The 26,637-nt window shown below is 65.8% G+C and carries 24 protein-coding genes; 4 read left to right on the top strand and 20 right to left on the bottom strand.

The window, feature by feature from the left end:
• Window positions 1–108: 108 nt before the first annotated feature.
• The 6 genes from ACE3N9_RS05895 to estDL136 all read right to left on the bottom strand — a co-directional run bounded on the left by ACE3N9_RS05895 (window position 109) and on the right by estDL136 (window position 6,528).
• A complete protein-coding gene (locus ACE3N9_RS05895) occupies window positions 109–2,658 on the bottom strand; it encodes a TonB-dependent receptor (protein ID WP_374281813.1) in 2,550 nt (849 codons plus the stop codon).
• Window positions 2,659–2,863: 205 nt separating this feature from the next.
• Complete coding sequence (locus tag ACE3N9_RS05890) at window positions 2,864–3,943, bottom strand: Rieske 2Fe-2S domain-containing protein (protein ID WP_374281811.1); 1,080 nt, start codon at window positions 3,941–3,943, stop codon at window positions 2,864–2,866.
• 129 nt (window positions 3,944–4,072) lie between these two features.
• On the bottom strand, window positions 4,073–4,576 hold the full coding sequence (locus tag ACE3N9_RS05885) for an Lrp/AsnC family transcriptional regulator (protein ID WP_374281809.1): 504 nt from the start codon (window positions 4,574–4,576) through the stop codon (window positions 4,073–4,075).
• Between the two features lie 11 nt (window positions 4,577–4,587).
• On the bottom strand, window positions 4,588–5,061 hold the full coding sequence (locus ACE3N9_RS05880) for an Lrp/AsnC family transcriptional regulator (protein ID WP_374281807.1): 474 nt from the start codon (window positions 5,059–5,061) through the stop codon (window positions 4,588–4,590).
• A gap of 73 nt (window positions 5,062–5,134) precedes the next feature.
• Window positions 5,135–5,602: a nuclear transport factor 2 family protein gene (locus tag ACE3N9_RS05875; protein ID WP_374281805.1), complete on the bottom strand. Its 468-nt coding sequence runs from the start codon at window positions 5,600–5,602 to the stop codon at window positions 5,135–5,137.
• On the bottom strand, window positions 5,602–6,528 hold the full coding sequence (gene estDL136, locus ACE3N9_RS05870; protein ID WP_374281803.1) for a chloramphenicol hydrolase: 927 nt from the start codon (window positions 6,526–6,528) through the stop codon (window positions 5,602–5,604). The genes ACE3N9_RS05875 and estDL136 overlap by 1 nt, the downstream gene beginning before the upstream one ends.
• A 154-nt stretch (window positions 6,529–6,682) precedes the next feature.
• Here estDL136 and ACE3N9_RS05865 point away from each other — a divergent pair, with 154 nt between their 5' ends.
• Window positions 6,683–7,471 (top strand): glucose 1-dehydrogenase, encoded by a 789-nt coding sequence (locus ACE3N9_RS05865; RefSeq protein ID WP_374281801.1) that lies wholly within the window; start codon window positions 6,683–6,685, stop codon window positions 7,469–7,471.
• On the opposite strand, the gene ACE3N9_RS05860 is transcribed toward ACE3N9_RS05865, so the two are convergent.
• The 4 genes from ACE3N9_RS05860 to ACE3N9_RS05845 all read right to left on the bottom strand — a co-directional run bounded on the left by ACE3N9_RS05860 (window position 7,468) and on the right by ACE3N9_RS05845 (window position 12,242).
• Window positions 7,468–8,739 carry a spinster family MFS transporter gene (locus ACE3N9_RS05860; protein ID WP_374281799.1) on the bottom strand — a complete coding sequence of 424 codons (1,272 nt, stop codon included), beginning with the start codon at window positions 8,737–8,739 and terminating at the stop codon, window positions 7,468–7,470. The genes ACE3N9_RS05865 and ACE3N9_RS05860 overlap by 4 nt on opposite strands.
• Before the next feature lie 8 nt (window positions 8,740–8,747).
• Window positions 8,748–9,506, bottom strand: coding sequence for an SDR family NAD(P)-dependent oxidoreductase (locus ACE3N9_RS05855; RefSeq protein ID WP_374281797.1), 759 nt, complete (start codon window positions 9,504–9,506; stop codon window positions 8,748–8,750).
• Between the two features lie 108 nt (window positions 9,507–9,614).
• A complete protein-coding gene (locus ACE3N9_RS05850; RefSeq protein WP_374281795.1) occupies window positions 9,615–10,493 on the bottom strand; it encodes a Coq4 family protein in 879 nt (292 codons plus the stop codon).
• Between the two features lie 6 nt (window positions 10,494–10,499).
• A complete protein-coding gene (locus ACE3N9_RS05845) occupies window positions 10,500–12,242 on the bottom strand; it encodes an amidohydrolase family protein (protein ID WP_374281793.1) in 1,743 nt (580 codons plus the stop codon).
• Window positions 12,243–12,385: 143 nt separating this feature from the next.
• Between ACE3N9_RS05845 and ACE3N9_RS05840 the strand changes: the two genes are divergently transcribed.
• On the top strand, window positions 12,386–13,135 hold the full coding sequence (locus ACE3N9_RS05840) for a hypothetical protein (protein WP_374281791.1): 750 nt from the start codon (window positions 12,386–12,388) through the stop codon (window positions 13,133–13,135).
• Window positions 13,132–13,911 (top strand): SDR family NAD(P)-dependent oxidoreductase, encoded by a 780-nt coding sequence (locus ACE3N9_RS05835; protein ID WP_374281789.1) that lies wholly within the window; start codon window positions 13,132–13,134, stop codon window positions 13,909–13,911. Before ACE3N9_RS05840 ends, ACE3N9_RS05835 begins: the two co-directional genes overlap by 4 nt.
• Here the strand turns inward: ACE3N9_RS05835 and ACE3N9_RS05830 are convergent.
• The 10 genes from ACE3N9_RS05830 to ACE3N9_RS05785 all read right to left on the bottom strand — a co-directional run bounded on the left by ACE3N9_RS05830 (window position 13,908) and on the right by ACE3N9_RS05785 (window position 25,745).
• Window positions 13,908–15,329, bottom strand: a complete 1,422-nt coding sequence (locus tag ACE3N9_RS05830; RefSeq protein WP_374281787.1) for an alkyl sulfatase dimerization domain-containing protein — start codon at window positions 15,327–15,329, stop codon at window positions 13,908–13,910. The two genes, ACE3N9_RS05835 and ACE3N9_RS05830, sit on opposite strands and share 4 nt — an antisense overlap.
• Before the next feature lie 23 nt (window positions 15,330–15,352).
• Window positions 15,353–16,780 carry an amidase gene (locus tag ACE3N9_RS05825; protein WP_374281785.1) on the bottom strand — a complete coding sequence of 476 codons (1,428 nt, stop codon included), beginning with the start codon at window positions 16,778–16,780 and terminating at the stop codon, window positions 15,353–15,355.
• Between the two features lie 77 nt (window positions 16,781–16,857).
• Window positions 16,858–17,982: a Rieske 2Fe-2S domain-containing protein gene (locus ACE3N9_RS05820; protein WP_374281784.1), complete on the bottom strand. Its 1,125-nt coding sequence runs from the start codon at window positions 17,980–17,982 to the stop codon at window positions 16,858–16,860.
• 120 nt (window positions 17,983–18,102) lie between these two features.
• Window positions 18,103–18,969, bottom strand: coding sequence for an amidohydrolase family protein (locus ACE3N9_RS05815; protein ID WP_374281998.1), 867 nt, complete (start codon window positions 18,967–18,969; stop codon window positions 18,103–18,105).
• Window positions 18,970–18,971: 2 nt separating this feature from the next.
• Window positions 18,972–20,618, bottom strand: a complete 1,647-nt coding sequence (locus tag ACE3N9_RS05810; RefSeq protein WP_374281782.1) for a class I adenylate-forming enzyme family protein — start codon at window positions 20,616–20,618, stop codon at window positions 18,972–18,974.
• Entirely contained in the window at window positions 20,615–22,204 is a 1,590-nt protein-coding gene (locus ACE3N9_RS05805) for an AMP-binding protein (RefSeq protein ID WP_374281780.1), read from the bottom strand. The genes ACE3N9_RS05810 and ACE3N9_RS05805 overlap by 4 nt, the downstream gene beginning before the upstream one ends.
• Window positions 22,205–22,207: 3 nt before the next feature.
• Window positions 22,208–23,080: an SDR family NAD(P)-dependent oxidoreductase gene (locus ACE3N9_RS05800; protein ID WP_374281778.1), complete on the bottom strand. Its 873-nt coding sequence runs from the start codon at window positions 23,078–23,080 to the stop codon at window positions 22,208–22,210.
• Between the two features lie 234 nt (window positions 23,081–23,314).
• The gene (locus ACE3N9_RS05795; RefSeq protein WP_374281776.1) at window positions 23,315–24,274 is read right to left on the bottom strand and encodes a helix-turn-helix transcriptional regulator; all 960 of its coding nucleotides are present in this window, start codon (window positions 24,272–24,274) and stop codon (window positions 23,315–23,317) included.
• 8 nt (window positions 24,275–24,282) lie between these two features.
• Window positions 24,283–24,984: an EthD domain-containing protein gene (locus tag ACE3N9_RS05790; RefSeq protein ID WP_374281774.1), complete on the bottom strand. Its 702-nt coding sequence runs from the start codon at window positions 24,982–24,984 to the stop codon at window positions 24,283–24,285.
• Entirely contained in the window at window positions 24,984–25,745 is a 762-nt protein-coding gene (locus ACE3N9_RS05785) for an SDR family NAD(P)-dependent oxidoreductase (RefSeq protein WP_374281772.1), read from the bottom strand. The genes ACE3N9_RS05790 and ACE3N9_RS05785 overlap by 1 nt, the downstream gene beginning before the upstream one ends.
• A 111-nt stretch (window positions 25,746–25,856) precedes the next feature.
• On the opposite strand from ACE3N9_RS05785, the gene ACE3N9_RS05780 reads away from it, so the two are divergent.
• The gene (locus ACE3N9_RS05780) at window positions 25,857–26,624 is read left to right on the top strand and encodes an SDR family NAD(P)-dependent oxidoreductase (RefSeq protein ID WP_374281770.1); all 768 of its coding nucleotides are present in this window, start codon (window positions 25,857–25,859) and stop codon (window positions 26,622–26,624) included.
• Window positions 26,625–26,637 lie beyond the last annotated feature (13 nt).

The following is a 26,637-nucleotide window of genomic DNA, read 5'->3' as shown; positions in this document are numbered from 1 at the left end:
TTGGTCGAGGGCCGGACTTCATCACGCTGAAGTCTGGCCCCGCCCAAAAGAGAAGGGGCGGCTGCCGGAATGGCAGCCGCCCCTTTCTTTTCAGCCCTTGGGCCTGGCTTAGAAAGTCAGGTCCAGGGTGGCACCGAAGGTACGCGGATCACCGAAGATCACGGTGCTCATGCCCAGCTGGCCAAAGTCGACCGAGCGGACCACGTAGTGCTTGTTGGTCAGGTTCTTGCCCCACACGGTCAGCGAGACGCCTTCCATGCCGAGCCCCTGGATCTTGAGCTGCGCGTCGAGCAGGCCGCGGGCATCGCCCTTGGTCGTGTCGCTGAACGGCGCGGTCAGCTGGTTCGGGAACATCTGGAATTCAGACGTGTAGTTGTAACCGACGCGGCCCAGCACCTTGGTCATGTCGCTAACCGGAATGGTCAGGTTTGCGGCAATGTTGGCGCTGTACTTCGGCGAGTAGGAACCGGCCCGGTACAGCGCAGCGATGTTGCGCGTCACTCCAGTGATATCAGCACCAGGGAATTCCTTGATCTTGATATCGCTGTAACCGAAGTTCCCGTCGATCGAGAGCATGTCGTTCAGCTTGAACATGCCTTCGACTTCGACGCCGTTGTAGACGGTCTTGCCGGCGTTCACCACCTGCGTACCGAAGCTGCCACCGCCGGTGATCGGGATGGGAATGGCGGCCAGCTGGTCGCTGTAGACGTTGTGATACAGCGACACGTTCAGGCGGATGCGGTTCAGGAATTCGGTCTTGGCACCGATTTCATAGGACCACAGCTTTTCCTCGTTGAACGGGCGCAGGCCGATGTTGTTGGCCAGGCTGGTCGACTGACGCAGGTTGAACCCGCCCGAACGATAACCCTTGGCCACGCGGGCATAGAGGTTGATCTCGTCGCTGGCGCGGTAGTCGAGCGTCAGGTGGCCGGTCGGCGCGGCGAAGGTCGCCTTGCCGCGGTTCAGCGCGTATTCCGCGGCCGAGTACGGAGTGGCCCCGTTCTGGGTGCGGTCGACGCCCTTGCTGTCCCAGGTGTGACGCAGGCCCAGGGTAACCCCGAGGCGGCCATCTTCGCCGCCCGGGCGATAGCTGGCCTGGCCATAGAGCGCGAAGCTGTTGCCCCACGAGGTGTAGGCCAGGTCGGCCAGGGTCGGCACGACGCGGTAACGGGCCGGGTTGGCAGCCTGGAACATCGGCGCCAGCGCACCGAAGCTGGACGGGGTGAACACGGCCGTGTTGGTGTCAAGCACGAAGCCGATCTTCTGATGGTTCAGCTCGTGGCCCTTTTCCGAGAAGTAGTAGGCGCCAAACACCCACTGGAACGGGCCTTCACCGCTCGACACGAATTCGAGTTCCTGGCTGAACTGGTGCTGGCCGCGGTTGTTGTCGGCCTGGAACAGCACGCCCGTGGTGCTGGGCACCGGCGTGGCGGCGATGAACGGCGCGAAGGCGGCCTGGCTGGCCGGCAGCACGAAGCTGATCAGGCTGGAGGGCATGCCGTTGAACAGCGTCGAGGTCGAGAACAGCGGAGCCGTGACGTTGGCAAGGCCGTCCAGCGTGTTCATGGCGATCTTGTTGTCCCACTTGCGGTAGGACGTCGAGCTGCGCACCGTGATGGTGGGGAGCGACAGTTCCATCCGCAGCAGGTTGCCCCAGATCTTGTCGACCGACGGGCCATAGTCACCAAGGCACAGCGACGACTGGTAGGCGCGGGTCACAGCCTTCGAGCAGCCGGCGGGCACGCTGACGCTGGACTGGGCCAGGAAGCCACCGATGTTGGCCGGCTGGACCGGGGCGAACGAGTTGCCGTCCAGCGTCACGTTGGGACGCAGCACGCCATTGCCGACTTCCGCCAGCTGGCTGGCGTTCGGAACCATCTTGATCTTGGTCCAGTCGAACACGTTGTAGATGCTGAAGTTGTCGGTCACGTCCCAGTTGGCGGCAACGCGGAACGAATCCAGCTTCTGCGCGCCCGGATCGAGCGCATCGCTCGGCTGGAGCAGGTTGTCGACAATGCCGTGACGTTCGCGGTGGTTGTAGCCGAGCGAGATCTGCACCGGGCCGAGGTCGCCGGTGTTGGCCACGGCGCGCATGTTCCAGGCGTTGAAGTTGCCCACGCCCGCGCGCAGCTTCAGGCTGGCGTCATGCGACGGCTTCTTGGTGATGAAGTTGATCGCGCCGCCAGTGGTGTTGCGGCCGAACAGCGTGCCCTGCGGGCCGCGCAGCACTTCGACGCGTTCAATGTCGGCCACTTCGAACGAGGCCGCCGACGAACGGGCGAGGAAGACGCCGTCGAGATACATCCCGATCGGGCTGTCGTAGCCCTGGGTTTCGTCCGCCGCCGACGGAATGCCGCGGATCGAGACGACCACCGCGGTGGCGTTGGTGGTGGCGCTCACGATCGACACGTTCGGAGCGATCGCCGAAAGGTCCTTCGCTTCGGACAGCCCGCGCAGTTCCAGCTGGGCAGCCGGGATGGCCGAAATCGCCAGCGGCGTCTTCTGCAGGTTTTCTTCGCGCTTGTTGGCGGTGACGACGATTTCGCCAAGGGTGGAATCGTCTTCAGCAGCCGCCTGGGCAAGAGCCGGGGTGGCGAAAACGGACAGTGCAGCGGTCGAAAGCAAAGCGACACGTGCGCCGAAGCTACGTACCTTCATGGATATTCCCCTCCAAAAGTGGGACGGTCGGGAGCCGCCCCTAGTGAAACACGCTTGCAAGACTCGTAGCCAGGGTCAAACCTTTCTACGCATCCTGGGTATAACTTGGGTTCGTTGTGGCCGATTTTGTTCCTGTTATCGGCTTGGATGGCCAGCCGGGTCTTCCCTTACGGAAAGGAGGCTCGCCACCGGGTAAGGCCCTGGACTACGCGGCGCTGTCCCACGGGGCCTGCTGGGTCCCCTTGGTTACATAGCGGCCGTTCACACGGGCATGGAATTCCCCGGCGCGGGCGCGCGGGTTGTAGAACTGCTTGTACCAGATGCGCAGCTTGTCGAACGGACCATCGCCGCGCACCATCATCGGGTTGATGCAGGGGCGCTTGTTGCCCCAGATCTCGAAGTCCTGGGCAAAGGCGGCCACGCCGGCCTGCTCGTACCCACGCGCCAGGGCGCGTTCTTCTTCGGTCGGCTCGGCGTTCTTGACCTTGACGAACAACCCGTACCAGACCTTGATCACGCCATCGTCGATCGGGGTGTGGGCGATCAGCATGTGCGACGGGTATTCGCCGACCATGATCGATTGCAGGATGCCCGGCCCGGTATACCAGGTGTCGTTGAGCATCGGTTCGGCGCCTTCGCCGGCCAGGGTCTTGTGCCCGGCCAGCAGGATCTGGCGCACCTTGATCCCGTCGAACTCGTTTTCGAACTGGACCATGTCGATCGAGCCGTGAACCGGCTCGAGGTGGCCCTTGTCGGTCATGTTGTCGACCACTTCCTGGGGATGGCTGGCCAGTTCGCCCAGGCATTCGACGTTCCAGTTGACCCAGTAGGGCTGGTCCCACTGCTCGAACGGCGGCAGTTCATAGTCCGCCTCGCCGCCCTCGGGATCGTACCACACCCACAGGCAGCCGGCGCGCTCGGTCAGGCGCCAGGACTTGACGCAGGCGGCCTTGGGCGGTGGAACCGGGCTGTAGGGAATTTCGTTGCAGCGCCCGTCCGGACCGAACCGCCAGGCGTGATAGGGGCAGCGGATATTGTCGCCCTCGACATGCTTCTTGTCGACCACGACATAGCTGCTGGTGTTCTTGGCGAGGTGAGTGCCCATGTGCGGGCAATAGGCCTCGATCAGGAAGGGGCGGCCGGATTCGCCACGATAAAGCACCATGTCTTCACCGAAGAAGCGCACGGCGGCGGGGGTGGTGGTGGCATCGGCCGAAGTGCCGATCATGAACCAGCCACGGGGAAAAGTGAACTCTCCCAGCCCATAGTCTGCGGTCTTGGCCACGGCCGATTTTCTCCCTTCCCCCATTGGGGCGTTCTATTCGTAACGATTCCCGCATAGCGCAGCGGAGAATGAAGGGCAACAGGCAAAGCGTATCCGCTTTGCGTATCAAATGTCAGTATCGGTTACGCACTATTCGTCGGGTTCGGCGTTTCCGCCCTCGATCGGCGAGGTTTCGGTGATCTTGGCGACGCGCGCGTTGTACTTCACGGTCTTCACCGCGATCGAGGTTTCCACGTGGTGGACCCCGGGAACCGCGAGAATCTTGTCCGAGGCGACCTCGACCAGGTCGTCCAGTTCCTCGAACAGGCACATCGCCATGATGTTGAACGAACCCATGGTGATCATCACCGCATTGACTGGATCGATCTCCGCAATCTGGCGCGCCACTTCGCGCGTGCGCTCGACTTCGGCCTGGACCCAGATGAAGGCGAGCCGCGAGTTGCTGGCCATCTGCAGGCCGGTAATCGCGGTAAAGGTGATCAGCCGTTCTTGCTGCAACCGCTTGATGCGGCCGCGCACGGTGCCTTCGGTCACGCCCAGTTCGGTCGCGATCTTGCGGTTGGAAACCCGTGCGTCCTTGGCCAGCAGTTCGATCAGCTGGCGGTCGAGATCATCGAGTTGAATCGTTGCCATGGTCTTTCCCATCAATCCCGCGTTTCGATCGGTGCCACGTCGAACTTGTAGCGCAGGATGTCGACCGCGATCGACGGAGTGATCTTGCGGATGCCGCGGATCGAGCTGAGCTGGTCGAGCACGAAGTGCGTCATGTCCGTGAAATCGTGCAGCACCAGCAGCGCGTCGATATCATAGCGGCCGGTCACGATATGCACCGCGAAGACTTCGGGGAACTGGGCCAGCTCGTGCGCGACTTCGGAGGCGGGGCGGCTGTCGACCTCGATCGCCAGTTGCATCAGCACGTCATAGCCGTGCGCCGCGAAATCGGACACGGCGACCACGCGCAGCTGGTTGGCATCCTCCATCCGGCGGATGCGCGACGAGACGGTGGTGGCGGTCAGCCCCAGGCGCTCGGCAATCTGCTGGTTGGTCGCGCGCCCGTTCTTGCGCAGTTCGGCCACGATCAGCCGGTCGGTCTCGTCAAAGGTAAAATCGTTCTTCATCGGCCTCTATGCCCCATCCGGCGCCTCACCTGTGCGCAGCGCAGCGCGGCGTCAAGCCGCACTTGCGCCCGGTTCACTGCAAATCGCGCACCGCGCCGCTCATCATTTCGGGCGAAAAGCGCCGCGCCGGCCGGTTTTCGATCCACAGCATTTCCAACCGGCGCTCGGCAAAGCGCCATGCGCCATCGTGCCGGGCAAAGCGGTCATGATACCAGATCGCCATGTCGACCACGGTGGGCTCGTCGCCGGGCAGGATGTGGCTGGCGATGCAATAGGTCAGCCCGGTCACCGCGCCGTCCGCGTCCATTTCGAACACCTGGTTGAATACGTTGTGCATAGTGCGCTCGAACATGGCGAGGTCCGCCATCATCGCGTGCAGCCTCTCGGGGCCGGTATAGTCGATCGGGTTCTCGCCCCAGCCGCGGATCGCGCCGTCCGGGGTGAACAGCGCCGCCAGATCGTCCCCGGCGCGCCGATCAACCGCCCAGGCATAGCGGTGCGCCAGGTCGCGCAGCTGGGCCGGGGCGTCGAACGCGGCCATCAGGCCAGGTCGCGTCGCAGGTTCGCGCCCGCCCGTTCGATCCAGGGCCAGGCATCGGGCGCAATCTGGAACATCGAGAAGAAGCCATGGATCATCCCTGGCGCCACTGCCGCATCGACCGTGCATCCCGCATCTGCCAAACGCGCGGCATAGGCCATGCCTTCATCGCGCAGCGGATCGAATTCGGCGGCGATCACCGTGGCGGGCGGCAGGTTGGACAGGTTGGCGGTGGAACCAACGCGGGCCAGCGGCGCGGCATCGGTGTCGCCCAGATACTGCTCCCAGAACCAGCGCATCATCGCTTCGCCGAGGAAATACTGCCCGCCGCCGTTTTCGGCGTAGGAAGCCAGCGAATAGTCGTCGTCAGTCACCGGATAGATCAGCAGCTGGTGGCGGATCGCCGGACCACCCCGGTCGCGCGCCATGATCGACACGGCGGCCGACAGGTTGCCGCCCGCGCTGTCGCCGGCCACGGCCAGCCGCGCCGGATCGCAGCCCAGGTCGGCGGCATGGCGGCTGGCCCAGACCAGCGCGTCATAGCAATCGTCGACCGGGGCGGGGTAGGGGTATTCGGGCGCGAGCCGGTAGCCGACCGACAGCACCGCCGCGCCGCTTTTCTGCGCCAGCGCGCGGCAGGTGGCGTCGTGCGTGTCGAGCGTGCCGATCACCCAGCCGCCGCCGTGGTAAAAGACGACCAGCGGCGCAGGAGCGGCCGCGCCTTCGGGAACATAGAGGCGTGCGGGCAGGGTGCGGCCCGGCAGGACCAGTTCCAGATCCTCGACCCGCGCCACGGCCGGCGGTTCGCCAAAGGCCATCGGCTGATCGTTCATCGCGCGCAGCGCAGGAGCGGTAATCGTGGCATAATCGACCGGCGGGGCTGCGGCGAACATGTCCAGCACAGCCTGGATCTGCGGATTGACTGGCACGGCCTCTATTCTCCCATTTTTGCGCAATTGCGTTGGCGGACGGGCTGGTTGATTCGCGTTGCCGCCCGTTTGTGATCCCAATGGCCATGATTGCGTATTGCCGGGCCGATTGCCACCCCTTATCGCAACGGTCGATAAAACCGAAGGAGAGGCCATGAATCGTCTGCACAACAACGTCGCCATCGTTACCGGCGGGGCACGCGGGATCGGCGAAGGGATCGTGCGCCGTTTCGTGGCCGAAGGCGCGAAAGTGATGATCACCGACGTGCTGGACGATCTGGGCCAGGCCCTGGCGGACGAGCTGGGCGAGGCGGCCGCGTTCCATCACCACGATGTGACCGACCGCGCGCAGTGGGCCAAGGTGGTCGCCGCGACCGAGGCGAAGTTCGGCAAGCTCGACACGCTGGTCAACAATGCCGGGGTGATCGTGTTCAAGCGGGTGGACGATCTGACCGATGCGGAGATCGACCGGCTGCTCGACATCAATCTCAAGGGCGTGATCATCGGCACCCAGGCCGCGATTCCGGCGATCGAGCGCGCCGGGGGCGGGGCGATCGTCAACATGAGCAGCGCCGACGGGATCGCCGGGGCCAATTCGCTGTCGGTCTATTGCGCCTCGAAGTTCGCGGTGCGCGGCTTTACCAAGGCCTGCGCGCTGGAACTGGGGCCGCGCAAGATCCGGGTCAATTCGATCCATCCGGGCGGGATCTATACCCCGCTGGCCAACCCGACCAACGTGCCCAAGGAGCTCTATGACAAGGGCTACTGGATCTACCCCGCGCAATATGCGGGCGAGCCCAAGGACATCGGCGCGGCGGCGGCCTATCTGGCGTCGGACGATGCGCGCTACTGCATGGGCACCGAGTTGTCGGTCGATGGCGGGCTCAACGCCGGGCACTATTACATGGCGATGCCCGGCGCGCCCAAGCCGCCGCAGGCCTAGGCTTCACCCGCAAGGCGGCGGCGGTCTGCATCGAGCAGGCCGCTCGCGCGCCACATCGCCAGTGCGCCGACCAGGCCCAGCGGGATCACCAGGGTCAGGCTGGTGCGCAGCCCGGCCAGTCCGCCGCCGAACAGGTCGCTGAGCAGGCCGACCACCCACGGTCCGGCCAGATTGCTGGTCAGGCCCACCGCGAGCAGCGCGATCGCCGTGCCCGAGGCGCGGTGGCGTTCCGGCAGGATATACTGGAACCCGACCAGGATCCCGACCGACCAGCCGCCGCCCAGCAGGCCCGACGGGATTGCCAGCAATTGCGCTGTGGCCAGGCTGGGCACCCAGGTGATCGTGAAGATGCAAAGCGTCGCGATCGACAGCGCCGCGGCGGCCAGGCGCAGCGGGGCGGCACTACCGCGCCGGCCAACCCGGTCCGACACGAAGCCATAGCACAGCGTGCCGAGCAGCCCGGCAATCCCGAACGGCAGGCCGAACGCCGCTCCGGCGGCCTGCGTGCTCAGCCCATAGGCGCGTTCGTACAGCGCCGGCCCCCACAGCCCGAACGACACGCCCGAAAATGAGCCGAGCGACATGCCGATGGTCAGCAGGATCCAGCTGCGCGCCCGCACCAGACGGCGGGCCAGTGCGGCCAGTGGTTCGTGGTCGGCCTGCGCGGCGGGCAGCGGCTCGCGCGGGGGTTCCTTGATGATCAGCCAGGCGGCCAGCGCCATGGCAAGACCGACCCCGCCCAGCGCGGCAAACGGCGTACGCCAGGTGGTCGCGGCAGCCAGGGCAGGGCCGCCCGCCAGTCCCGTCATCTGCCCGAGATAGATCGCGCAGGCCATCAGCCCCAGCGCGCGGCCGCGTTGGTGCGGCGGGAAATAGGCGGCGATCAGCGCCATCACCGGGGCCTGGTAGGCCGCTTCGCCAATCCCCACGCCAACCCGGGCAATCCCCAGCAGCCAGGGGTCCTTTGCCAGGGCGGTCAATGCGGTGAACAGGCTCCACAGCAGGCAACCCCCGGCCGCGACCGCGATCCGCGACCAGCGATCCGCCAGCCGCGCCGCCGGCACGCCCAGCACGGTATGCAGCAGCGCGAACGCGGGGCCGAGCAATACGCCCAGCACCGTGTCCGACAGGCCGAACTCGCGCTTGATCGGTTGGGCGAGGCCAGCCAGCAGGTAGCGGTCGGCATAGCACAGCACGGCAATGCCCAGCAGCAGCCCCAGCACGAGCGGGCGCGGGGTCAGCCGCACTTCGGTGGTCGTTCCGTGCAAGGCGCGGATCAGTCGCGCATCTGCGCGCCGCCGTTGACGTGCCAGACCTGGCCATTGACCCAGGCGCCGTCTTCAGAGGCAAGGAACGTCAGCGCGGCCGCCAGGTCTTCCGGCTGGCCCAGGCGGGTGTGCGGCACGGCCTTCAGCCCCTTTTCGACATATTCGTCGGTCAGGTGGATCTTGACCGCTTCGGTCAGCACCAGGCCCGGGCAGACCGCGTTCGCGCGGATGCCCTGCTTGCCCCAGCGGCTGGCGACATGGCGGGCGAGCGCGTGGATCGCGTTCTTGGTCATCGGATAGGCAACCTGCCACGGCGCGCCGCCGCTGGCCGCGCCCGACGAGGTGTAGAGCATCGCCCCGCCGCCGCGTTCCAGCATGGCGGGCAGCGCGGCCTGGGTTGCCAGGAAGTGGCTCTTGGTGTTGATCGCGAAGCTCTTGTCGAGCACTTCGACCGGGCAGTTGAGCGCATCGATGTCGCCTTCGGTCCCGCCGGCGAGGTTCGAGATGTAGATGTCCAGCCCGCCGAACGCGTCCTTCGCGGCCTGAACGATGCCGGCCTGCGATTCCGCATTGGTGCCGTCGAGCGCCACGGCAATCGCCTGGCCGCCGTTCGCCACGATCGCGGCGGCGGTTTCCTGGGCCTGTTCGACCAGCAGGTCGCCGATCACCACCTGGGCGCCTTCTTCGGCCAGCCGCCGCGCCGTTGCCGCGCCAATGCCGCGCGCGCCGCCCGCCACGATTGCTACCTTGCCTGCCAGTCCGCGCATGTCATTTCCTCTCGAATGAAGTTGCCTGCGGCTTTCCAGACGCCAAACGGCGCGTCAATCGGAGGGTATGATTGACGCGCCGCATTTTGGCACCGGCTGTTCCGCTGCCTATTCGGCGGCCTCCAGCAGGGGCTCGCCGTATTGGGGGTCGTTCTCGTTGCACAGGCGGTTGGTGTCGGCCCACAGGTCCGCGGGCGGGACCGGGGTGATGCCCAGTTCCTTGCGGATGTCGTCCATCTGCCAGTCGATCATCGCCCGCCAGTCGGCCAGCATGATCGGGTAGGTCCAGTTGTGCGCCTGGCTTGCGCCCACGAATTCCGCCTCGACGTTGAGCGCGAAAGCCTCGGGATAGTGGAGCACGTCCTTCATGATCGTCTTGGACTTGAGATAGCCCTGGATCCGGCAGAAGAACGCCGCCAGTTCCGGGTGGAAGTAGCGCACCCGGCTGTACATGTTGGCATTCAGCAGCGCGATTTCGCCGCCGTGGTTGGGGCCGAAACCGGTGACCAGGTGCTCGATGTCATGGTTGAGCGCGGCCTGCCGCAGATAGAAGGTCAGGTCGTTGACCACCACCAGCTCGCGGTAGAACACGTCGAGTTCGTAGCCGCTGGTTTCCATCCAGTTGAACAGGGCCGCACCCAGCGTGCCGGGCTTGCAATGGCGGACATCGTCCTTCTTGAAGTCCGACAGGCTGCGGTTGTCGCACCACGCCTTGAACAGCGGCAGCCGCGCCTTTTCCTGCTCGAACAGTTCCATGATGCGGGGATAGTCCTCCAGCATCATCATGATCTGCGCGACTTCAGGGATATAGGCGGTGTTGGGCAGGTCCGGCCCGTTGCGGCGGAGCATTTCCTGCGCCACCAGGCTGCGCAATTCGCCGTGGTTGAGATACCGGGACGAGCTGACCAGCACCGAACTGTCAGTGCCAACCTGCTGGATTCCGCCGTTAAAATAGGCGCGTTCGCCTTCGCCAACCTTGACTTCCATAGGGACTTACTCCGCTGCGACGGACAGATGCGCGTCGTCGTTGACCGGGGACAGGAACTTGCCGGGCATTTCGCCGGTCGCCTTGCCGCCCTCGAAAGTCGACACGCCGTTGACCAGGGTCAGGCGGGTCGGCATCGGTGCGCGGGTGAAGCGCCAGGTGGTGCCGCCGCGCCCGTCGGGCACGTCATGGGCCTTTTCCATCTGGCGGCGTTCGATCTCGTCCATGTTGAACACGGCGATGTCCGCGCGCTTGCCCGGCGCGATGACGCCGCGATCCAGCAGGTTGAAGTGCTGGGCCAGCTTGCCGGTCATCACGTGGACGGCCTCTTCCAGCGTCAGCTTCTTCTCATCGCGGACGTACTGGGTCAGCAGCAGGGCGTTTTCCCCCGCACCGCACAGCATCTGCAGGTGCGCGCCCGCATCCGAGATGTTGCCGACGGTCTTGGGGTCGCGCATCAGGCCGATGGTCAGCCCCTCGTCCTTGGGGAAGGGGGCCATGTGCACGGTCGAGCGGGTGCCGTTGGCCAGGATCCAGTCGGCCATGGCATCGCTGCGATGCAGGCCGCGGCTCTCGGCATATTCCTTGAGCGTGATGCCCAGCGGGCCGGCTCCGTTCTCGCTGTCAAGCAGCAGCAGTTCCTGCGGGTTCTTGAGCGGCGAGTGATCCCAGGCCTGGGTGTCCCAGCTTTCCCGGGCGCGGGCGCGCCATTCGGGATCGGCCAGCAGGCGGGCCTTTTCGCCGTGATCTTCCGCCAGCACCACTTCGTGCCAGACATAGTCGTTCGACTGCGCGAAGATCAGCGACTTGACGATCGAGAGCACGTTGGTGGGCGAAACGTGGGCAAAGCCCGGCCACACGTCCACGCCGTTCTCGCGCATCTTGCGGACCGATTCCTGCATCGCCGGCAGGATGCCCTTCTGGAATTCCAGCGTCGGGATCGCCCCGGCGATCTGGCACTTGATCGTGCGGCCCGCCAGCAGGTTACCCAGCCGTTCAAGGTTGGCGGGGCCGGTCATGCGCATGAAGGTATCGACGATCACCTGGTAGCAGGAGCCCGGATACTTCTCCATCACGTCGAACAGCGCGCGGAATTCATCGTCGCAGGCCATCATGGTCGGGACCGGGCGGTTCTGGCCGTCATGGTCGTGCATGTTATCCGACATGCCCAGCGCGCCAGCGGCCAGCGCATCGTCGAGCAGTTCGGCCATCTTGGCGATTTCCTCGGGCGTCGCCTTGCGTTCCCACGCTTCGACGCCCATCGCCGCCAGGCGGATCGCGATATGGCCGACATAGGCGGCGTAGTTGAGCGGCACCTTGACGTTCTTTTCGACCGAGGCCTTGTATTCCGACCACTTGTTCCAGTCCCACGGCAGGTTGGTCAGGAACGGCTCCATCGGGATATCCTCGAAGAAGCTGAAGATGCCGACCATTTCGCGCTGGGCCGGCATGTACTTGTGCAGCGGCGCAGGCGAAAAGCCGCAGTTGCCCAGGATCATCGTGGTCGCGCCGTAGCCGGGCAGCGGATCCAGATCGGGCTGCCACCACATCGTGCCGTCATAGTGGGTGTGGCTTTCGATGAATCCGGGGGTCACCTGGCAGCCGCTGGCATCGAATACGCGCTCGCCCTTGGCGGCAAGGTCCGGGCCGACTTCGGTAATGATCCCGTCCGCAATCCGCACGTCCGCGGCAAAGGCGGGTGCGCCGGTGCCATCCACAACGGTGCCGTTCTTGATCAACATACCAGTCATCGCGTTCTCCCAAAGGTCTGTCTGGCGGCGGATCGGCTGAACCGACTCTCTGCCGCAACAGGACGCAGGTTAACGCGGGGGAGGCCCTGGCGTGAAATCGGGGCTTGCCAAACGGATCATTTAAAGATCATCTTCGGATCATAATGCGATCCAATACGACATCGGCGGCCCTGCTGGCCGTCTTGCGCCGCGCCTTGCGACAGGAAGGCTGGACTGCCCGCCGCCTCGCCGCGCATTTCGCGATTGGCGAAGCCACGGCCAAGCGCTGGCTGGCGGGACGTGGGCTGACGCTGGACCGGCTTGAGCAACTGGCCGCGCTGTGCGCGTTGTCGCTGGCCGATCTCGCGCGCGAGGCGGAGCAGCCCGCCAGTGACCTTGCCCAGGAGCTGACCCTGGCGCAGGAACTCGCCCTGTCGAGCGACATCTTTCTCTCGTTCCTGTTCATGACCATCCTGGGCGGCAACAGCCCCGCTGAAATCGCGGCGGACTTTGCCGTGCCGGGGCCGGTCATGGCACTGTCGCTCGCCCGGCTCGAACGGCTCGCGCTGATCGACCGGCTGCCGGGCGGACGGGTGCGGCCGCTGGTCGATCGCACCATCGTCTGGCGCAAGGCGCCAATGCGCGCGCTGTTCAACGAACGGATGAAGCGCCAGTTCCTCGCCATGGACTTTGCGGCCGAGGATGCGGTGTTTGTGTCCGAAGTTGTGAAGCTTTCGCCGCGCGGCGCGGCGGAGCTGGCGGAAATGCTTGAACAATTGCGCCGCGATGTGCAGGCCCTGGCCGAACGCGATCGCGAGACCAGCCGGCTGCCGCGCAAGTGGTACGGCATGCTGGGCGCGCTGCGCGAACTGGACATGGAAGAGCTGCGCGGCGCGGCACGGGAGGGAACATGAGTGGTAGACTGGCAGGCCGGCGGGCGCTGATCACCGGGGCGGCAGATGGCATCGGCCTGGGCATTGCCCGGCTGTTCGCGCGCGAAGGCGCCGATGTGGTCATGGCCGACTGGAACCTCGACAAGGCCGAAGCGGAAGCCGCCACCATCCGCGGCGAAGGCGGACAGGCCCGCGCGCTGAAAGTGGACGTGGCCGATGAAGCCGCGGTCAAGGCGATGATGGCAGCCGCCGGTCCGGTCGATATTCTGGTCAACAACGCCTACACTGGCGATGGCCCGCGCCGGCTGGAACAGAAAGGCGACGAGGTGTTCCAGCGCGCCATGTTGATGACCTTCTGGGCGCCGAAGTGGACGATGGAAGCCGCCCTGCCGCACATGAAGGCGCAAGGGTGGGGCCGGGTGATCAACATGGGATCATTGAACGGTGTCAACGCCCACATGGGCAGCGCCGATTACAACAGCGCCAAGGAAGCCCTGCGCGCGCTGACCCGCACCGCCGCGCGCGAATGGGCGGGCTGGGGGATCTGCTGCAACGTGATCTGCCCCGCCGCGAAAAGCGCGGCGAGCCGCCGGATCGAAAGCGTCGCACCTGAAATGATGGCGCAGATCGAAGCCGCCAATCCGATGGGCCGGCTGGGCGATCCCGAAACCGATGTTGCGCCCGTGGCCCTGTTCCTGGCCAGCGACGATTGCCGCTATGTCACCGGCAACACGCTGTTCGTCGATGGCGGCGGGCACATCAACGGGGTGGCCTGGGCACCAGACCTGGGGGATTAACCCCCGGCCTGGAGCCGCGCCAGCTTCGCCCGCAGCACCGAGGCGTGGACGAAATAGACCTGCGATTCCTGCAAGGGCATCCCCGGCTCCGCAATCCGGGCGAGATAGACGTCAATCGCCAGTTTCAGCGCCTTGGCATTGTCCGGCGCGCCGAAGCTGGCCCAGTCGGCCAGCCGCGCGGCCAGCTTGTTGTCCTTGCCGATCAATTCGCGCGCGCGCTTGTCGACCGCGTCCACCCCGCCGGCCAGGCGCAGCGCCTCTTGCGCCTCGTCCTCGAAGCGCATGGCGGCGAAATGGCTGGGCACGTCGTCCCACCACCCGGTCCAGCGCAGCGCGACCATCCGGGCAATGTCCTGCGGGCGGTTGTATTGCGGGTCGAGTTCGGGCGCCTTGGCAAAGCGTTCCGGCCATTCCAGCGTGGCGGCGATCTCGTCCTTGCGGCGTCCGGCGTTGAGGCCCGCGACCACCTGGTTCGAGATATATTCGAACGCATCGGCATTGAGCGTCAGGATGCGGGCGATTTCCGCGCCATCATCAATCGCGGCGCTGTGCATCGGCAGCAGGTGTTCGGGCTTGAATCCCACCATTTCGCGGAAGGCCGCCGCCCATTCATCGACGTGGCGCATGATCCGCTTGCCGTTGCCGGCGTTGGGCAGGAAGCCCTGGTAATAGTCGGCGGTGAACAGCGCCTTGCGGCTCGGCAGCGCCATCCACACCTGTTCCTCGGTCTCGCCGGGGCTGTGGCGAATGACGAAGGTTTCCCCGTCGATCTTCAGGTCCAGCCGGTCGCGGAACATGATATCGGGGCGGGGCAGACGGTCCACGCTGGTCGGCTGCAGTTCGAGCGGCTGGTTGTTGTAGCGCCCGATCGAACCGCCCAGCCGCACTTCCTTGGCGGCCATCGCCGGGAACAGGTCGCTGGTCACGGTCTTGAGCTTGGGCCATTTCGCCTTCAGCGCCGGCCAGCCATAGGCATGGTCGACATGGACGTGACTGACCACCACATGGGTCAGCGGCTTGGGACTGAGCGTCGGGATCACTTCGGCCAGCACCGGACCGATCGAGGCATAGCCGGTGTCGAACAGCACCAGCCCGTGCTTCGTCTCGATCAGCGCGACGTTGACATAGGGAAAACGCAGCAGCCACATGCCCTGGCCGTGGCGTTCGACCACCATGGCCTTGCGCGCCAGCGCCACCCGGTCGGGCGAGGCGGACAGCATGGCCCCGGCGATCGGGGCCGAACCCGCCCCGCCAAAGCCGTCGTTGCGCATCATGTGCTGGATCACGTCGGGATGTTCGCGCACCAGCAGGACCCGGCCTTCGCGCGCCAGCCGGTCATCTTCGGACAGGGGGAAGCCTGGATCGGCCGCGGCAGCCACCGGGGTCAGCATCAGCAGGGCGGCAAGCAGGTGGCGCATCAGGTTTCTCCAGCGAATGATTATTATGAAACGATTTTTGGGCGTCGTGCGGCCCATGGGGCGGCGCGTTCCAGCTGGCCCGCCAGGCGCAGCAGCAGTGCTTCCTCGCCATAGCGGCCGAGGAACTGCACCCCGATCGGCAGCCCGCCCTGCGACATCGCCAGCGGCACCGACATGCCCGGCTGCCCGGTCATGTTGGCGATCTGAGTGAACGGCGAGAACACCGCGGCGCGCTGACCCCAGGTCTGGAAATCGCAATCGGGCGACAGGTTGATCTGCCCCAGCTTCAGCGGCGGCGCGGCCAGCGTGGGCGAGAGGATCACATCATACTGCTGCATGAACTGGCCCAGCGTGATCGCTGCGTTCTGCAGGATGTCGTTGGCGCGGTGATAGTCCATCGCGGTGAAGGTCTTGCCATATTCGGCAAAGGCCAGGGTGATCGGCTCGAGCGTTTCGGCGGGATTGATCCCGGTGGCCTTGGCGCGGTCGGCAATGTCGGCCGCCACGGCCGAGCCGATCAGCACGAACGAGGCAAAGCCGAGCGCGGCCACATCCAGTCTGGGAGCGGCTTCGCTGACGTGATGGCCCAGGCTTTCGCACAGCCTCGCGGCGGCGCGGGCGGCTTCGGCGCATTCGGGATCGACCGGGCTGTGGGCGAAGGGATCGACCATCAGCGCGATGCGCAGCTTGCCGGGCGAACGGGTCACCTGTGACAGGAAGCTGCCATCGGGCGTCGGCGCGCCATAGCGGCTGCCGGGTTCGACGCCGTGGGTCGCATCAAGGATCGCGGCGCTGTCGCGCACCGACCAGGTCACGGCGTGATGGGTGGAAAGCCCGCCCCAGCCTTCGGTCTTGAGCGGACCGGCCGGAACGCGGCCACGGCTGGGCTTGAGGCCGAACAGCCCGCAGCACGAGGCGGGAATGCGGATTGAGCCGCCGCCATCGGTGGCGTGGGCGGCAGGCAGGACAGCAGCGGCCACGGCCACTGCCGCGCCGCCGGACGAGCCGCCGGAAATATGCGCGGGGTTCCACGGGTTGCGGGTGTCGCCGGTCAGCTTGTTTTCGGTCGTCCCGGTCAGGCCGTATTCGGGCGTCGTGGTCTTGCCGAAGATGACAAATCCGGCCGCCTGGATGCGGCTGGCCAGTGTCGAAGTGACGGACGCGCGATAGCCCTTGTAGAACCGGCTGCCGCCTTCGGTCAGTTCGCCCGCCAGGTAGGTGTTCAGATCCTTGAGCAGCCAGGGCACACCGGTGAACGGGCCCTGGGGCAGCCCGGCGGCAATCGCCTTGCGGGCATGATCGTAATGGCGCTGGGCGATGAAATTGAAGCGCGGGTTGAGCGCTTCGGCCCGCGCAATGCTCGCCTCGAGCAGTTCGCTGGGCGATACTTTCCGCGCCTTGACCAGCGCGGCCAGGCCCATGGCATCGTGGCTGTCGATCACGTCGTCCATGGGCTTGCTCCTTGCGGCGAGGGCCGGGGCCGCCATGCTGGCGACCCCGGCAACCATCGCTGCGCGCCGGGTCAGTTTCACCCGGCGGCCTTGATCGGGGTCACGTTGTCACCGCCGTCTTCGCTCACGTAATAGCGGGCGTAGAACTTGCGGAACTGCGCGATCGGGCCGTCGCCTTCGCAGATCAGGGCGTTGGGTTCGTACTTCATCCGGTCCCAGACGACCTTGTCCTGGTCGAACTGCTTGCAGATGTCGCGGATGATCGCCTTGGCCACGCCGGCGCGTTCGCCCTGGGCCTGCGACTTGGGCTGGGTGAAGCAGAAGCGGACGTGGACGTGATCCAGCTCGACCGGGGTCAGGCAGGCGACCAGCAGCGTTTCCGAAATGCCGGTGAAGCGCGTCCAGCTTTGCCCCGGGCCCATGGTGTCATAGCAGATCGAGCCATCGACTTCGCCCCAAGGGGTGCCCATCTTGGCATGGACGTCGGCGCCGCGGCCCCATTCGCCCCAGCGCAGATCGCCGAGCGGCACGTTGGCAGTGCCGTGAATGTACTTGAAGTGGGCCACGTCGACGCCGTTTTCGGCCATGTTCTGAACCGAGCCATAGACGTTCCATTCGAACACGTCATATTCGGTCCATTCGGGATCGGTCGCTTCGGGCAGGTGCACGACTTCCCACAGCGGGGCGACATCCTGCGGGTGATACCACACCCAGATCCAGCGGTTGGCTTCGGTCACGTGCCAGGTGCGGGTGCACTTGCGCTTGACCTGCGGCGGGATCGACTTGGAATAGGGGATTTCCTTCACGGTCCCTTCTTCGCCGTCATAGCGCCAGGCGTGGAACGGGCATTCCAGCAGGTTGCCGCTGACCTTGCCGCCATGGCCCATGTGCGCGCCCATGTGCTTGCACCAGGCGTCGATGATCCGCACCTTGCCATCTTCGCCGCGCCACATGGCGAGATCCTGGCTGAAATAGCGCAGCGGCTTGACTTCGCCCACGGCGATATCGGCCGAAAGGTCGACCGGATACCAGCCGAACGGAAAGCCGATGTCGAGATTGCGTTCGGCAATCGAGTTGCGGCCTTCGACCGGGGCAAGCCGCCAGTCGATCAGGTCCTGGCCCTTGAGCTTTTCGAGGACGGACCAGACCGCGACGGGCGCGGTGCGGGCATCGCCGGCGGGACGGTTTTCAGCATTGGACATGAACAGTCTCCTTGCTTGTCCTCCCGTCTTGCGGGAGGGCCGGGCCGGGGGGTTGTCTCACCGGACCGGGATAAAACGCGGGAGCAGACTTCCCAGCTCCCTTCTCCTCACCTTGTCTAGTTAAAGACCGAACACCTTGATGGCGTTTTCTCTCAGGAACTTCGGCCAGACTTCGTCCTTGAACGGCACGTTCGGCATGTCGCCGAAAATGCGGTCAAGGCTCAGGCCCATCGGGAAATAGCCCGCGTAGATGATCTTGTCGGCGCCGCGGGTGTTAGCGTAATCGATGATCGCCTTGGGGTAATGCTTGGGCGCGAAGGCGCTGGTCGAATAGTACAGGTTCGGCCACTTCAGCATCAGCTTCACCGCCAGCGCTTCCCACGGTTCGGCGCCGTGACGCATCACGATCTTGAGGTCCGGGAAGAACCAGCAGATCTCATCCAGATGTTCGACCTTCTGGGTTTCCATCGGAATGCGCGGACCCGGAATGCCGACGTTGAGGCAGATCGGAATGCCCAGTTCCGCCGCCGCAGTATAGAGCGGGAACATGTACTTGTGGTTGATCGCCACCTGCGGCAGCGTGCCGCTGGGGAAGACGCTGATCGCCGACAGACCCACTTCCTGGTGGATCCGCTTGATCCGGCGCACTTCCTCCACGCCCTTGTTGGGATCGCACGGCAGGTCGAAGAAGAACCGGTCGCCAAACATTTCCTTGGCGCGGCGGCTGGTGGCGTTGTCGTTCCAGCCAACCATCGCCTTGTCGATGTTGAAGCGGTCCATCTGGTCGACGGTCCACTTGACGAAATCGTCCACCGCGCCGGTCTGCGGCACGTCCTTGAACATGTACTGCGCGGGCATCGAGAACTGCTGCAGCGTCTGCTCGTCCTTGATCAGCGGGCGGAAGCTGGTGAACCAGTCGCCGCGGTCTTCCGCTTCGGGAATGCCGAGCATGCAGTCGATCACCTTGATGTCGGTGGGCATGGCCATGGTCACTTGTCTCCGATGAGCGCGGGCCAGGCCTCGCGCAATTTGCGTTTGTCGACCTTGCCCACGGCGTTGCGGGGCAGGGATTCGGGTGAAAAGGCGACGTGGCCCGGCGCCTTGTAGCGCGCCAGGCGGTTGCCGACTTCGTCCTTGATCTGCTGCTGGGTCAGGCCCTTGGCGACGACCACGGCGACGAGCAGTTCGCCCAGCCGTTCGTCCGGGATGCCGAAAGCGGCGCATTCGGTCACGCCCGGCAATTCGCCCAGCACGCGCTCGACCTCGGCGCAGTAGATGTTCTCGCCGCCGGAAATGACCATGTCCTTGGTCCGGTCGACGATGAAGACATAGCCTTCCTCGTCCACCAGCCCGACGTCGCCGGTCTTGAGCCAGCCATCGGGGCTGAGCACGGCAGCGGTATCCTCGGGCTTGTTCCAGTACCCGGCCATGATCTGCGCGCCGCGCACCACGATCTCGCCCGCTTCACCGCGCGGCAGGATCGAGCCATCCGGCCCTTCGATCCGCACGTCGACCAGCGGCAGGATGCGCCCGGCCGAAGCCTTCTTGCGGACGAAATCCTCGCCCACGGCCTGCGCGATCGCGCCGGAGCATTCGGTCATGCCATAGCCGGTGCCCATCTGCGCCTGCGGGCAGACTTCGCGGATCTCGTCGAGCAGGTTGACGGGCAGCGCCTGGCCACCCGAGGCGATGTTGCGCAAGCAGGACAGGTCGGCATCGGCGAGCTTGGCGTTGTGCAGCAGGTCCCACAGCATGGTGGGCACCCCGGTGAACATCGTGATCTGTTCGTCCTTGATGATCCGCACCGCTTCCTGCGCGTCCCAGCGGCGCATGATCACCACCTTCGACCCGGCGAACAGCGGCGACAGGAACGCCGAGCCAAGGCCGGAGATGTGGAACAGCGGATAGACCAGCAGCACCGCCTGCTGCGGCATTTGCGCCACCAGCGCCTCGGGGCTCATCCCCAGCTTCTGCGCCCAGTTGTGCAGCACCATCACGCCCGACAGCTGCATCGAGAGCAGGCCGGTGGTCAGGCTGCGATGGGTCAGCACCGCGCCCTTGACCCGGCCGGTGGTGCCGCTGGTGAACAGGATCGCGGCCGGATCATTCGGCGCGCAAGGCGTCGGATCGACGTCTTCGGTGTGGCCTTCGGGGATGTGTTCGGGCGGATTGGTCAGGTCATAGATCGCGCCGGCATAGCCGCCCTGACGGATCAGGTCCGCGCGCTCGCTGTCGGCGATGACCAGGGCAGGGGTCACGTCCTCGATCATCGCGACGAGTTCGGCCGGCGAGCCGCGGCTGTTCATCAGTGCGGCGATCCCGCCGGCCTTGACCGTCGCCAGGAAGGCGATGATCCATTCGGTCCGGTTGCGCATGCAGATCGCGACGCGGTCGCCATGCTTGATCTTGAGCAGCGGGACCAGTTCATCGCGCCAGGCGAAGACCTGTTCGAACGTTAGCCGGCGGTCGCCTTCGACGATAAAGGTCTTGTCGCCGTGGCGCCGCGCCGCGTCGATCAACACGTTGAGATCCTGCGGCATATTGACGAACTGGCGCAGCCCGTCGCGCTCCTCGATCGAGAAGGGCTGGCCGGGCGCGGTGATCGCCGCGAAGATGGGGTCGACTTCGCCGCTCATTGCGCCTGCTCCGCCATGTCCTTGGCCCAGCGGTAGTCCTGCTTGCCCGCCGGGGATCGTTTCACCTCGTCCACCCAGACCAGCGCCTTGGGCACCTTGTAGCCCGCCAGCAGCGGGGCAAGGTGGGCCTTGACCGCAGCAAGATCGGGTTGAGCCGCACCTGGGCGCAGCGAGACGATGCCGATCACGCGTTCGCCCCAGCGTTCGTCCTTCTGACCGGCCACCACCGCGTCGAAAATCGCCGGATGGCTGCGCAGGGCCTCTTCCACTTCCTCGGGGAAGACCTTTTCGCCGCCGGTGTTGATGCAGGTCGAGCCGCGCCCGAACACGGTCATCATCCCGTCGTCATCCAGCCGCGCGGCATCGCCCGACACCGCCCACAGCGTGCCGTCGATCGTGACGAAGGTTTCGGCGGTCTTCACCGGGTCGCCGTAATAGCCGATCGGCGTGTTGCCGGTGCGCGCGACGAAGCCGGTTTCGCCGACCCGGGCCAGCCGGTCATCGACGACCACTTGCTGGGTGTCGTTGGCCGGCAGGCGCATCACGCCTTCCTCGGACTTTTCGGCAGGGCCCGACACGCCGGTTTCCGACGAGCCCATGCCATCGGTGATCGCCGCGCTGGGGACCAGCGCCTTGAGATCGTCCTTGAGGTGCTGCGAGAATACCGCGCCGCCCGAACCCAGGTTGACCACGTGGGCCAGGTTCCAGCGGCCGGGATGGGCGCGCAGCGTGTCGCGCAGCGGGGTGGCCATGGCATCGCCGACGAACTGGATCATGTTCGCCCCTTCGCGCACGGCGGTGTCCAGCATCCGTTCGGGATCGAACGCCCGGCCTTCGTCGAGCACGATCGTCAGCCCGTTGAGCAGCGCGCCCCACACCGCCCAGACTGCCGCCATGTGCATCAGCGGCGCGAGCGGGAACAGCTTGAGCGGGTAGCCATCGCGGGCGCGGCTTTCGATGTCCTGCGGTTCCCTGGCCGGGCCATGCGGGTTGAAATAGCCGGCCCCGCCCGCGCAGGCGAAGAAGAACGCGCGATGCGGCCACATCACGCCCTTGGGCATGCCGGTGGTGCCGCCGGTGTAGCACAGCAGGTAGTCCTGCTCGCCCCGCTCCCACGGCCCGCCGGGCTCGTGGGCCAGCAGCTCGGCATAGGGGACCGAACCCGAAATATCCTCGTCCGAGCCATCATCGACCGCGACGGTGACTTTCAGCGTCGGCACGTCCTCGCGCACTTCGCGCACGATGGGCGAGAACTCCGCACCGTGGATGATCGCCGCGCTGTCGGCATTGGCGAACAGGTAGCGCAGTTCCTCCGCCCGGTAGCGGTAATTGACGTTGTAGGGCACCGCGCCCAGCTTGCAGGCGGCGATGAAGCCTTCGAGATAGGCCGGGCTGTTGTACATGTAGAGCCCGACCGTATCGCCCCGGCCCACGCCGTGCGCGGCCAGGCCCGCGGCCAGCCGGTCGCAGCGCTCGTTGAGTTCGGCAAAGGTGTAACGCGCGCTGTCGCCGATCACCGCCACGCGGTCCGGCACGGTCGCCGCAACGGTTTCGAACAGGTCGGCAAGGTGGAACTGGCTGGCCATGGCTCAGTACACCGCCGCCGGGTTCTTGGGACGCGGGCTGCCCAGCATCTCGCGGTGCGAGGGGCGGTCCTTGCCCCGGTCCTTGATGCCCAGTTCCAGCGCCACTTCCGCGCCGATCAGGGTCTGGCCCGACAGCTCGTCGCGGTTGGGCGCGCGGTCGATCGCGTCGATGATGTGGCCGGTGAATTCCGGGTTCTCGGCCATGGCCATGAACCCTTCGTACTGTTCGGGATTGACGTCCTTGGCGATCATCGCCCGTTCGGTCACCTGCGGGCCAAGCCAGATCGACACCGCGATCACCCCGGTGCCGCGCAGGTCATGCTCCATGTCGTGGGCCAGCTTGTCGAGGCCCGCCTTCTGCGCGCCATAGGCCGGGCCGTGCATGTAGCAGCTTGCGCCGAACGAGCTGGTCATGGCGATGATCCCGCTGCCCTTCGGCACCATGATCTTCGCCGCGTGCCAGCTGGCGACATAGGCCGAACGCAGCCCGACATCGAGAATGCCTTGTGCCGCCAGTTCCTTTTCCCAGAACGGCTTCTTCTCGATCAGCTGGTGGTGGATGAAGGCGGCGTTGTTGACCAGCACGTCCAGCCGGCCTTGTTCATCCATGATCTGCTGGAACAGGCGTTCGACCTGCGCATCGTCGGCATGGTCGCAGACCACCGGAATGCCCTTGCCGCCGCGTTCGGTGACGAGGGCAGCGGTTTCCGCCACGGTGCCGGGCAGCACGGTGCCGTCCCAGCCCTTGGCATTGCCGGGCGCGATCGTGCGGCCCGTGACATAGACGGTATAGCCCAGTTCGCCCAGGCCGCGAGCAATCCCTGCCCCGGCGCCCCGGCTTGCCCCGGTAACGAGCGCTACCCTGCCATTAGCCATTCCAATCTCTCCCGCCAGGACGCGCAATGCGCGGCCCGAATTGTGTTTTACACGCGATCTGCGGACATTTCAGCCGCCATGATTACGCAATGATCGGTTCGTGACCGAATCTGCTTGCGAAGCACTCGTATCATGACCCCGTATGCCTGCGCAATTCGCCAGCCATGTCCGAAAATGTTCTTTCTGGCGCGCCCGGCAAGCTGGCTTTCCATCTGCCGGACGGGTTCGCCACGGTCAGTTGACCAGTTCGCCCTCGGCCTCGCGCTTGCCCGTCTTGAGCTGGCGGTACTGCATCGGGGTCATCCCTGTGGCGCGGCGGAAGGTGCGTGAAAAGCTGTTGGCGTGTTCGAACCCGGCAGCCAGCGCGATCTGCTTGATCGTCATCGGCGTGGTCGACAGCATGGTCTTGGCCCGGCCGACCAGGTGGGTTTCGACATAGTCGGAAATGGTCACGCCCGTCAGGTTGAGGAACTGGCGGTGCAGGTGGCGCACCGAAATGCCGCACAGGCTGGCCAGTTCCGACACGCTGGGGCGCATGCCGCCGGCTTCGAGCCGCTCGCGCACCCGCTTGAACTGCCACGGGGCAAGGCGCCCGCCGGCCTTGGGTTCCAGATCCTGGTCGAGCAGGCGCACCAGTTCGATTTCCAGCAGCTTGACCAGCGCGGCGCCGGCGGCAGGGGAGCCCAGCTCGGCATTCTCGGCCTCGCGCAGCAGCAGCCGCATGACCGTGCGGATCGCCTCGACCCGCAGGTTCATCAGCGTCTGCATCATCGCCAGCGAGGGGACGTGTCGGCCCGAGAGGATCTGCTGCTTCTTCGCGTCAGAGAAGGTCACGCGCAGCATCCGGGTCAGCCCGCCCTGCGACAGCGTCTTGATCGCCACTCCGGGGTAACGCAGGAACAGCGTGCCGATGTGGCAGTTGGTCCCCGGCGCGATGGTCGGGAAAGCGGCCGCCGCGCCATTGGCGAAAGGCGGCAGCAACTGCTCCAGCATCAGGTCCTGTTCGACGATGGTGTGTTCGGCCGCTTCCGGCCATTCCCATTCCAGCACCTGGACCAGCGCATCGGCGGTGGCGATCCGGGCGATCACGCGCGGCGGCACGCTGGATTCGCGGGCCACCTTTGCCTCTCTCGCACTGCGGGGCAGGGCGGGGCTGAAGCTCTGGCGATGGGCAAGCTGCTGCATCATGTTCATGGCGCGCCTCAACAATCGTACTGGCTGGTGGGGATGATATCGATGCGGGAAAAGTCGATGAACCGGCCGCAGCTGTCCATCATGGTGGTCAGGTTCGCCTGGAACTTGGCCTCGTCGCCGACGGCGTCATAGAACGCCTGCGGGTTGGTCATCGCTTCGGCCGGGAAGCATTCCTCGACAAAGGCGTCATAGCCTGGCGCGCCCTCGGTCAGCGGGCGGACCACCAGGTTCTGGACATATTCGAAGTTCGCCTGGGTATCGATCGCCACGCGGGTGTGGTGGCTGTGCCAGACCGCGATCGCGGCCTGCCGGTCAAGGTCCGGGCGGAACGAGATGAAGCTGGCCTGCGACCAGCCCCAGGTCCGCGCGCCCGGCGCGGGGGCATGGGCGGTGTTGGCGATGATTGTCGATTCCGCCACCAGCCACAGGGCAAAGCGGGCGCAATGTGCGGCCAGCGCCGCATCCACATCGGCGCGGAACACCGCGTTGGCGCTGGGCAGCCAGAACTGGACCACCGCGTCCTGCTGCGGGTCCTGCCAGCGCTGGACCAGCGCGGCGGCGGGTTCCACCTCGGCGTCGCGCAGGTTGAGGCGGACCTTGCTGGCCCCGGCGGCCTGCAGCGCCTGGGGCAGGGCGGCGCGCAGGCGCGCGTTGAACGTGGCCCGGTCTTCCCCCGGCTTGGCCCACAGCGCGGCGATCACCTTTTCCATCAGTCGAAGTTCGCTTGCCCGCCGTCGAGCGGGATGGTTGCGCCGGTCAGATAGGCCATGTCGCTACCGCACAGCGCCACAACCGCCTGGCCGATGTCTTCCTCCAGCTTGCCGATCCGGCCCAGCGGGATGGTGCGGAAGAAGGCCTTGGCTTCTTCCGGGTTGTTTTCCACCCACCACTTCAGCCCCGGCGATTCCGCGTGGGGGGCAACGGTGAGGACGCGGATCTTGTCGCCGCCGAATTCGGCCGCACCCGCGCGGGTGAGCGAGCGGATCGCCTGCTTGACCGCGGCATAGGCGCCATAGCCGGTCATGTCCCAGCGGATCCCGGCGCTGCTCGCCAGGTTGATGATCGTCCCGCCGCCGCGTGCGACCATGTGCGGGTGAACCAGCTTCATCAGCCGGAAGCTGGCGAGCGGGCCGCTTTCGAACCCGGCCATGAAGGCTTCGTCGGTAACGTCGAGCAGCTTGCCCAGCGGCACTTCCTGCGCGTTGTTGACCAGGATGTCGACGCTGCCGAACTGCTTGACGGTGCCATCGACCAGCGCGGCGAGGTCAGCCGCATCCTTGACGTTGCAGGCCAGTGCCAGCGCTTCGCCGCCGCGGGCGCGAATCGCCTCGGCGGTGACTTCAACCTTTTCGAGTGTGCGCCCGGCGACCACCACCTTGGCGCCAGCGGCGGCCATGGCCAGCGCGATGCCCTGGCCAACGCCCTGGCCGGCACCCGTGATCACTGCAACCTTGCCTGACAGATTCGACATGCCTTCTCCCAAAAACACGTAATTTGATGCCGCCATTGTTACGCATGGCGTTGACAATGACCCCTGTATAACCGCAAAATGCGTCGAAGGCTAGGGAGAAGGATACTTATTGTGAGTCGAGACATGGAAGGCAAGGTTGCGCTGATCACCGGCGGCAGCGACGGCATCGGCTTCGCCACGGCGCAGGTCCTGCTGGAACGCGGCGCAACCGTGGCGATCTGCGCCCGCCGCAAGGAAAAGCTGGACGAGGCCGAGAAGGCGCTGTCCGGCCTTGGCACGTTCGAAGCCCACCAGCTCGACGTCTCGGACGAGGCGGCCTACACCGCGCTGATCGAGGACATCGTCGCGCGCCACGGGCGAATCGACATGCTGGTGAACAACGCGATGTCGGTGCACTATGCCCCGATCACCCACCTGACGATGGATCACTGGCGCAAGGATTTCGCCGTGAACGCGGACGCCGTGTTCACCGGCACCCGCGCGGCAATGAAGGCGATGATGAAGCAGGGCTCGGGCTCGATCGTCAACATCGCCTCGACCAACGGGATCAAGGCTGCACCCTATATGTCGAGCTATTCGGCATCGAAGGCCGCGCTGATCCAGTTCACCGCCGTCGCGGCGATGGAAGGCGCGCCGGCCAACGTGCGCGTCAACACCGTGATCCCCGGCATGATCCTGACCGCCGCGACCGACGATTACCTCGAAAAGGCGGGCGAACAGGGCCAGAAGACGGTTGCCGCGATCCCGATGCAGCGCGGCGCACGCCCGCGTGAAGTGGCCAACGCGATTGCCTTCATGCTGTCTGACGAAGCCAGCTACATCACCGGGGCGGCGCTGCCGGTCGATGGCGGCAAGGCGGTACAGCTCTACCTGCCCTGACAAGGGGGCGCGG

Origin of the sequence: Novosphingobium sp. (assembly GCF_041905565.1) — a bacterium.
Taxonomy (GTDB): Bacteria; Pseudomonadota; Alphaproteobacteria; order Sphingomonadales; family Sphingomonadaceae; genus Novosphingobium.
The sequence above is the reverse complement of the archived record's forward strand: the minus strand, read 5'-3'. Positions and strand labels throughout refer to the sequence as shown.

Excerpts from the sequence above, each read along its gene's own strand:
- ACE3N9_RS05895 (WP_374281813.1), bottom strand. The coding sequence starts at position 2,658 with ATGAAGGTACGTAGCTTCGGCGCACGTGTCGCTTTGCTTTCGACCGCT.
- ACE3N9_RS05885 (WP_374281809.1), bottom strand. The coding sequence starts at position 4,576 with ATGGCAACGATTCAACTCGATGATCTCGACCGCCAGCTGATCGAACTG.
- ACE3N9_RS05880 (WP_374281807.1), bottom strand. The coding sequence starts at position 5,061 with ATGAAGAACGATTTTACCTTTGACGAGACCGACCGGCTGATCGTGGCC.
- ACE3N9_RS05875 (WP_374281805.1), bottom strand. The coding sequence starts at position 5,602 with ATGGCCGCGTTCGACGCCCCGGCCCAGCTGCGCGACCTGGCGCACCGC.
- ACE3N9_RS05865 (WP_374281801.1), top strand. The coding sequence starts at position 6,683 with ATGAATCGTCTGCACAACAACGTCGCCATCGTTACCGGCGGGGCACGC.
- ACE3N9_RS05855 (WP_374281797.1), bottom strand. The coding sequence starts at position 9,506 with ATGCGCGGACTGGCAGGCAAGGTAGCAATCGTGGCGGGCGGCGCGCGC.
- ACE3N9_RS05850 (WP_374281795.1), bottom strand. The coding sequence starts at position 10,493 with ATGGAAGTCAAGGTTGGCGAAGGCGAACGCGCCTATTTTAACGGCGGA.
- ACE3N9_RS05845 (WP_374281793.1), bottom strand. The coding sequence starts at position 12,242 with ATGACTGGTATGTTGATCAAGAACGGCACCGTTGTGGATGGCACCGGC.
- ACE3N9_RS05840 (WP_374281791.1), top strand. The coding sequence starts at position 12,386 with ATGCGATCCAATACGACATCGGCGGCCCTGCTGGCCGTCTTGCGCCGC.
- ACE3N9_RS05835 (WP_374281789.1), top strand. The coding sequence starts at position 13,132 with ATGAGTGGTAGACTGGCAGGCCGGCGGGCGCTGATCACCGGGGCGGCA.
- ACE3N9_RS05830 (WP_374281787.1), bottom strand. The coding sequence starts at position 15,329 with ATGCGCCACCTGCTTGCCGCCCTGCTGATGCTGACCCCGGTGGCTGCC.
- ACE3N9_RS05825 (WP_374281785.1), bottom strand. The coding sequence starts at position 16,780 with ATGGACGACGTGATCGACAGCCACGATGCCATGGGCCTGGCCGCGCTG.
- ACE3N9_RS05820 (WP_374281784.1), bottom strand. The coding sequence starts at position 17,982 with ATGTCCAATGCTGAAAACCGTCCCGCCGGCGATGCCCGCACCGCGCCC.
- ACE3N9_RS05815 (WP_374281998.1), bottom strand. The coding sequence starts at position 18,969 with ATGGCCATGCCCACCGACATCAAGGTGATCGACTGCATGCTCGGCATT.
- ACE3N9_RS05810 (WP_374281782.1), bottom strand. The coding sequence starts at position 20,618 with ATGAGCGGCGAAGTCGACCCCATCTTCGCGGCGATCACCGCGCCCGGC.
- ACE3N9_RS05805 (WP_374281780.1), bottom strand. The coding sequence starts at position 22,204 with ATGGCCAGCCAGTTCCACCTTGCCGACCTGTTCGAAACCGTTGCGGCG.
- ACE3N9_RS05800 (WP_374281778.1), bottom strand. The coding sequence starts at position 23,080 with ATGGCTAATGGCAGGGTAGCGCTCGTTACCGGGGCAAGCCGGGGCGCC.
- ACE3N9_RS05795 (WP_374281776.1), bottom strand. The coding sequence starts at position 24,274 with ATGAACATGATGCAGCAGCTTGCCCATCGCCAGAGCTTCAGCCCCGCC.
- ACE3N9_RS05790 (WP_374281774.1), bottom strand. The coding sequence starts at position 24,984 with ATGGAAAAGGTGATCGCCGCGCTGTGGGCCAAGCCGGGGGAAGACCGG.
- ACE3N9_RS05785 (WP_374281772.1), bottom strand. The coding sequence starts at position 25,745 with ATGTCGAATCTGTCAGGCAAGGTTGCAGTGATCACGGGTGCCGGCCAG.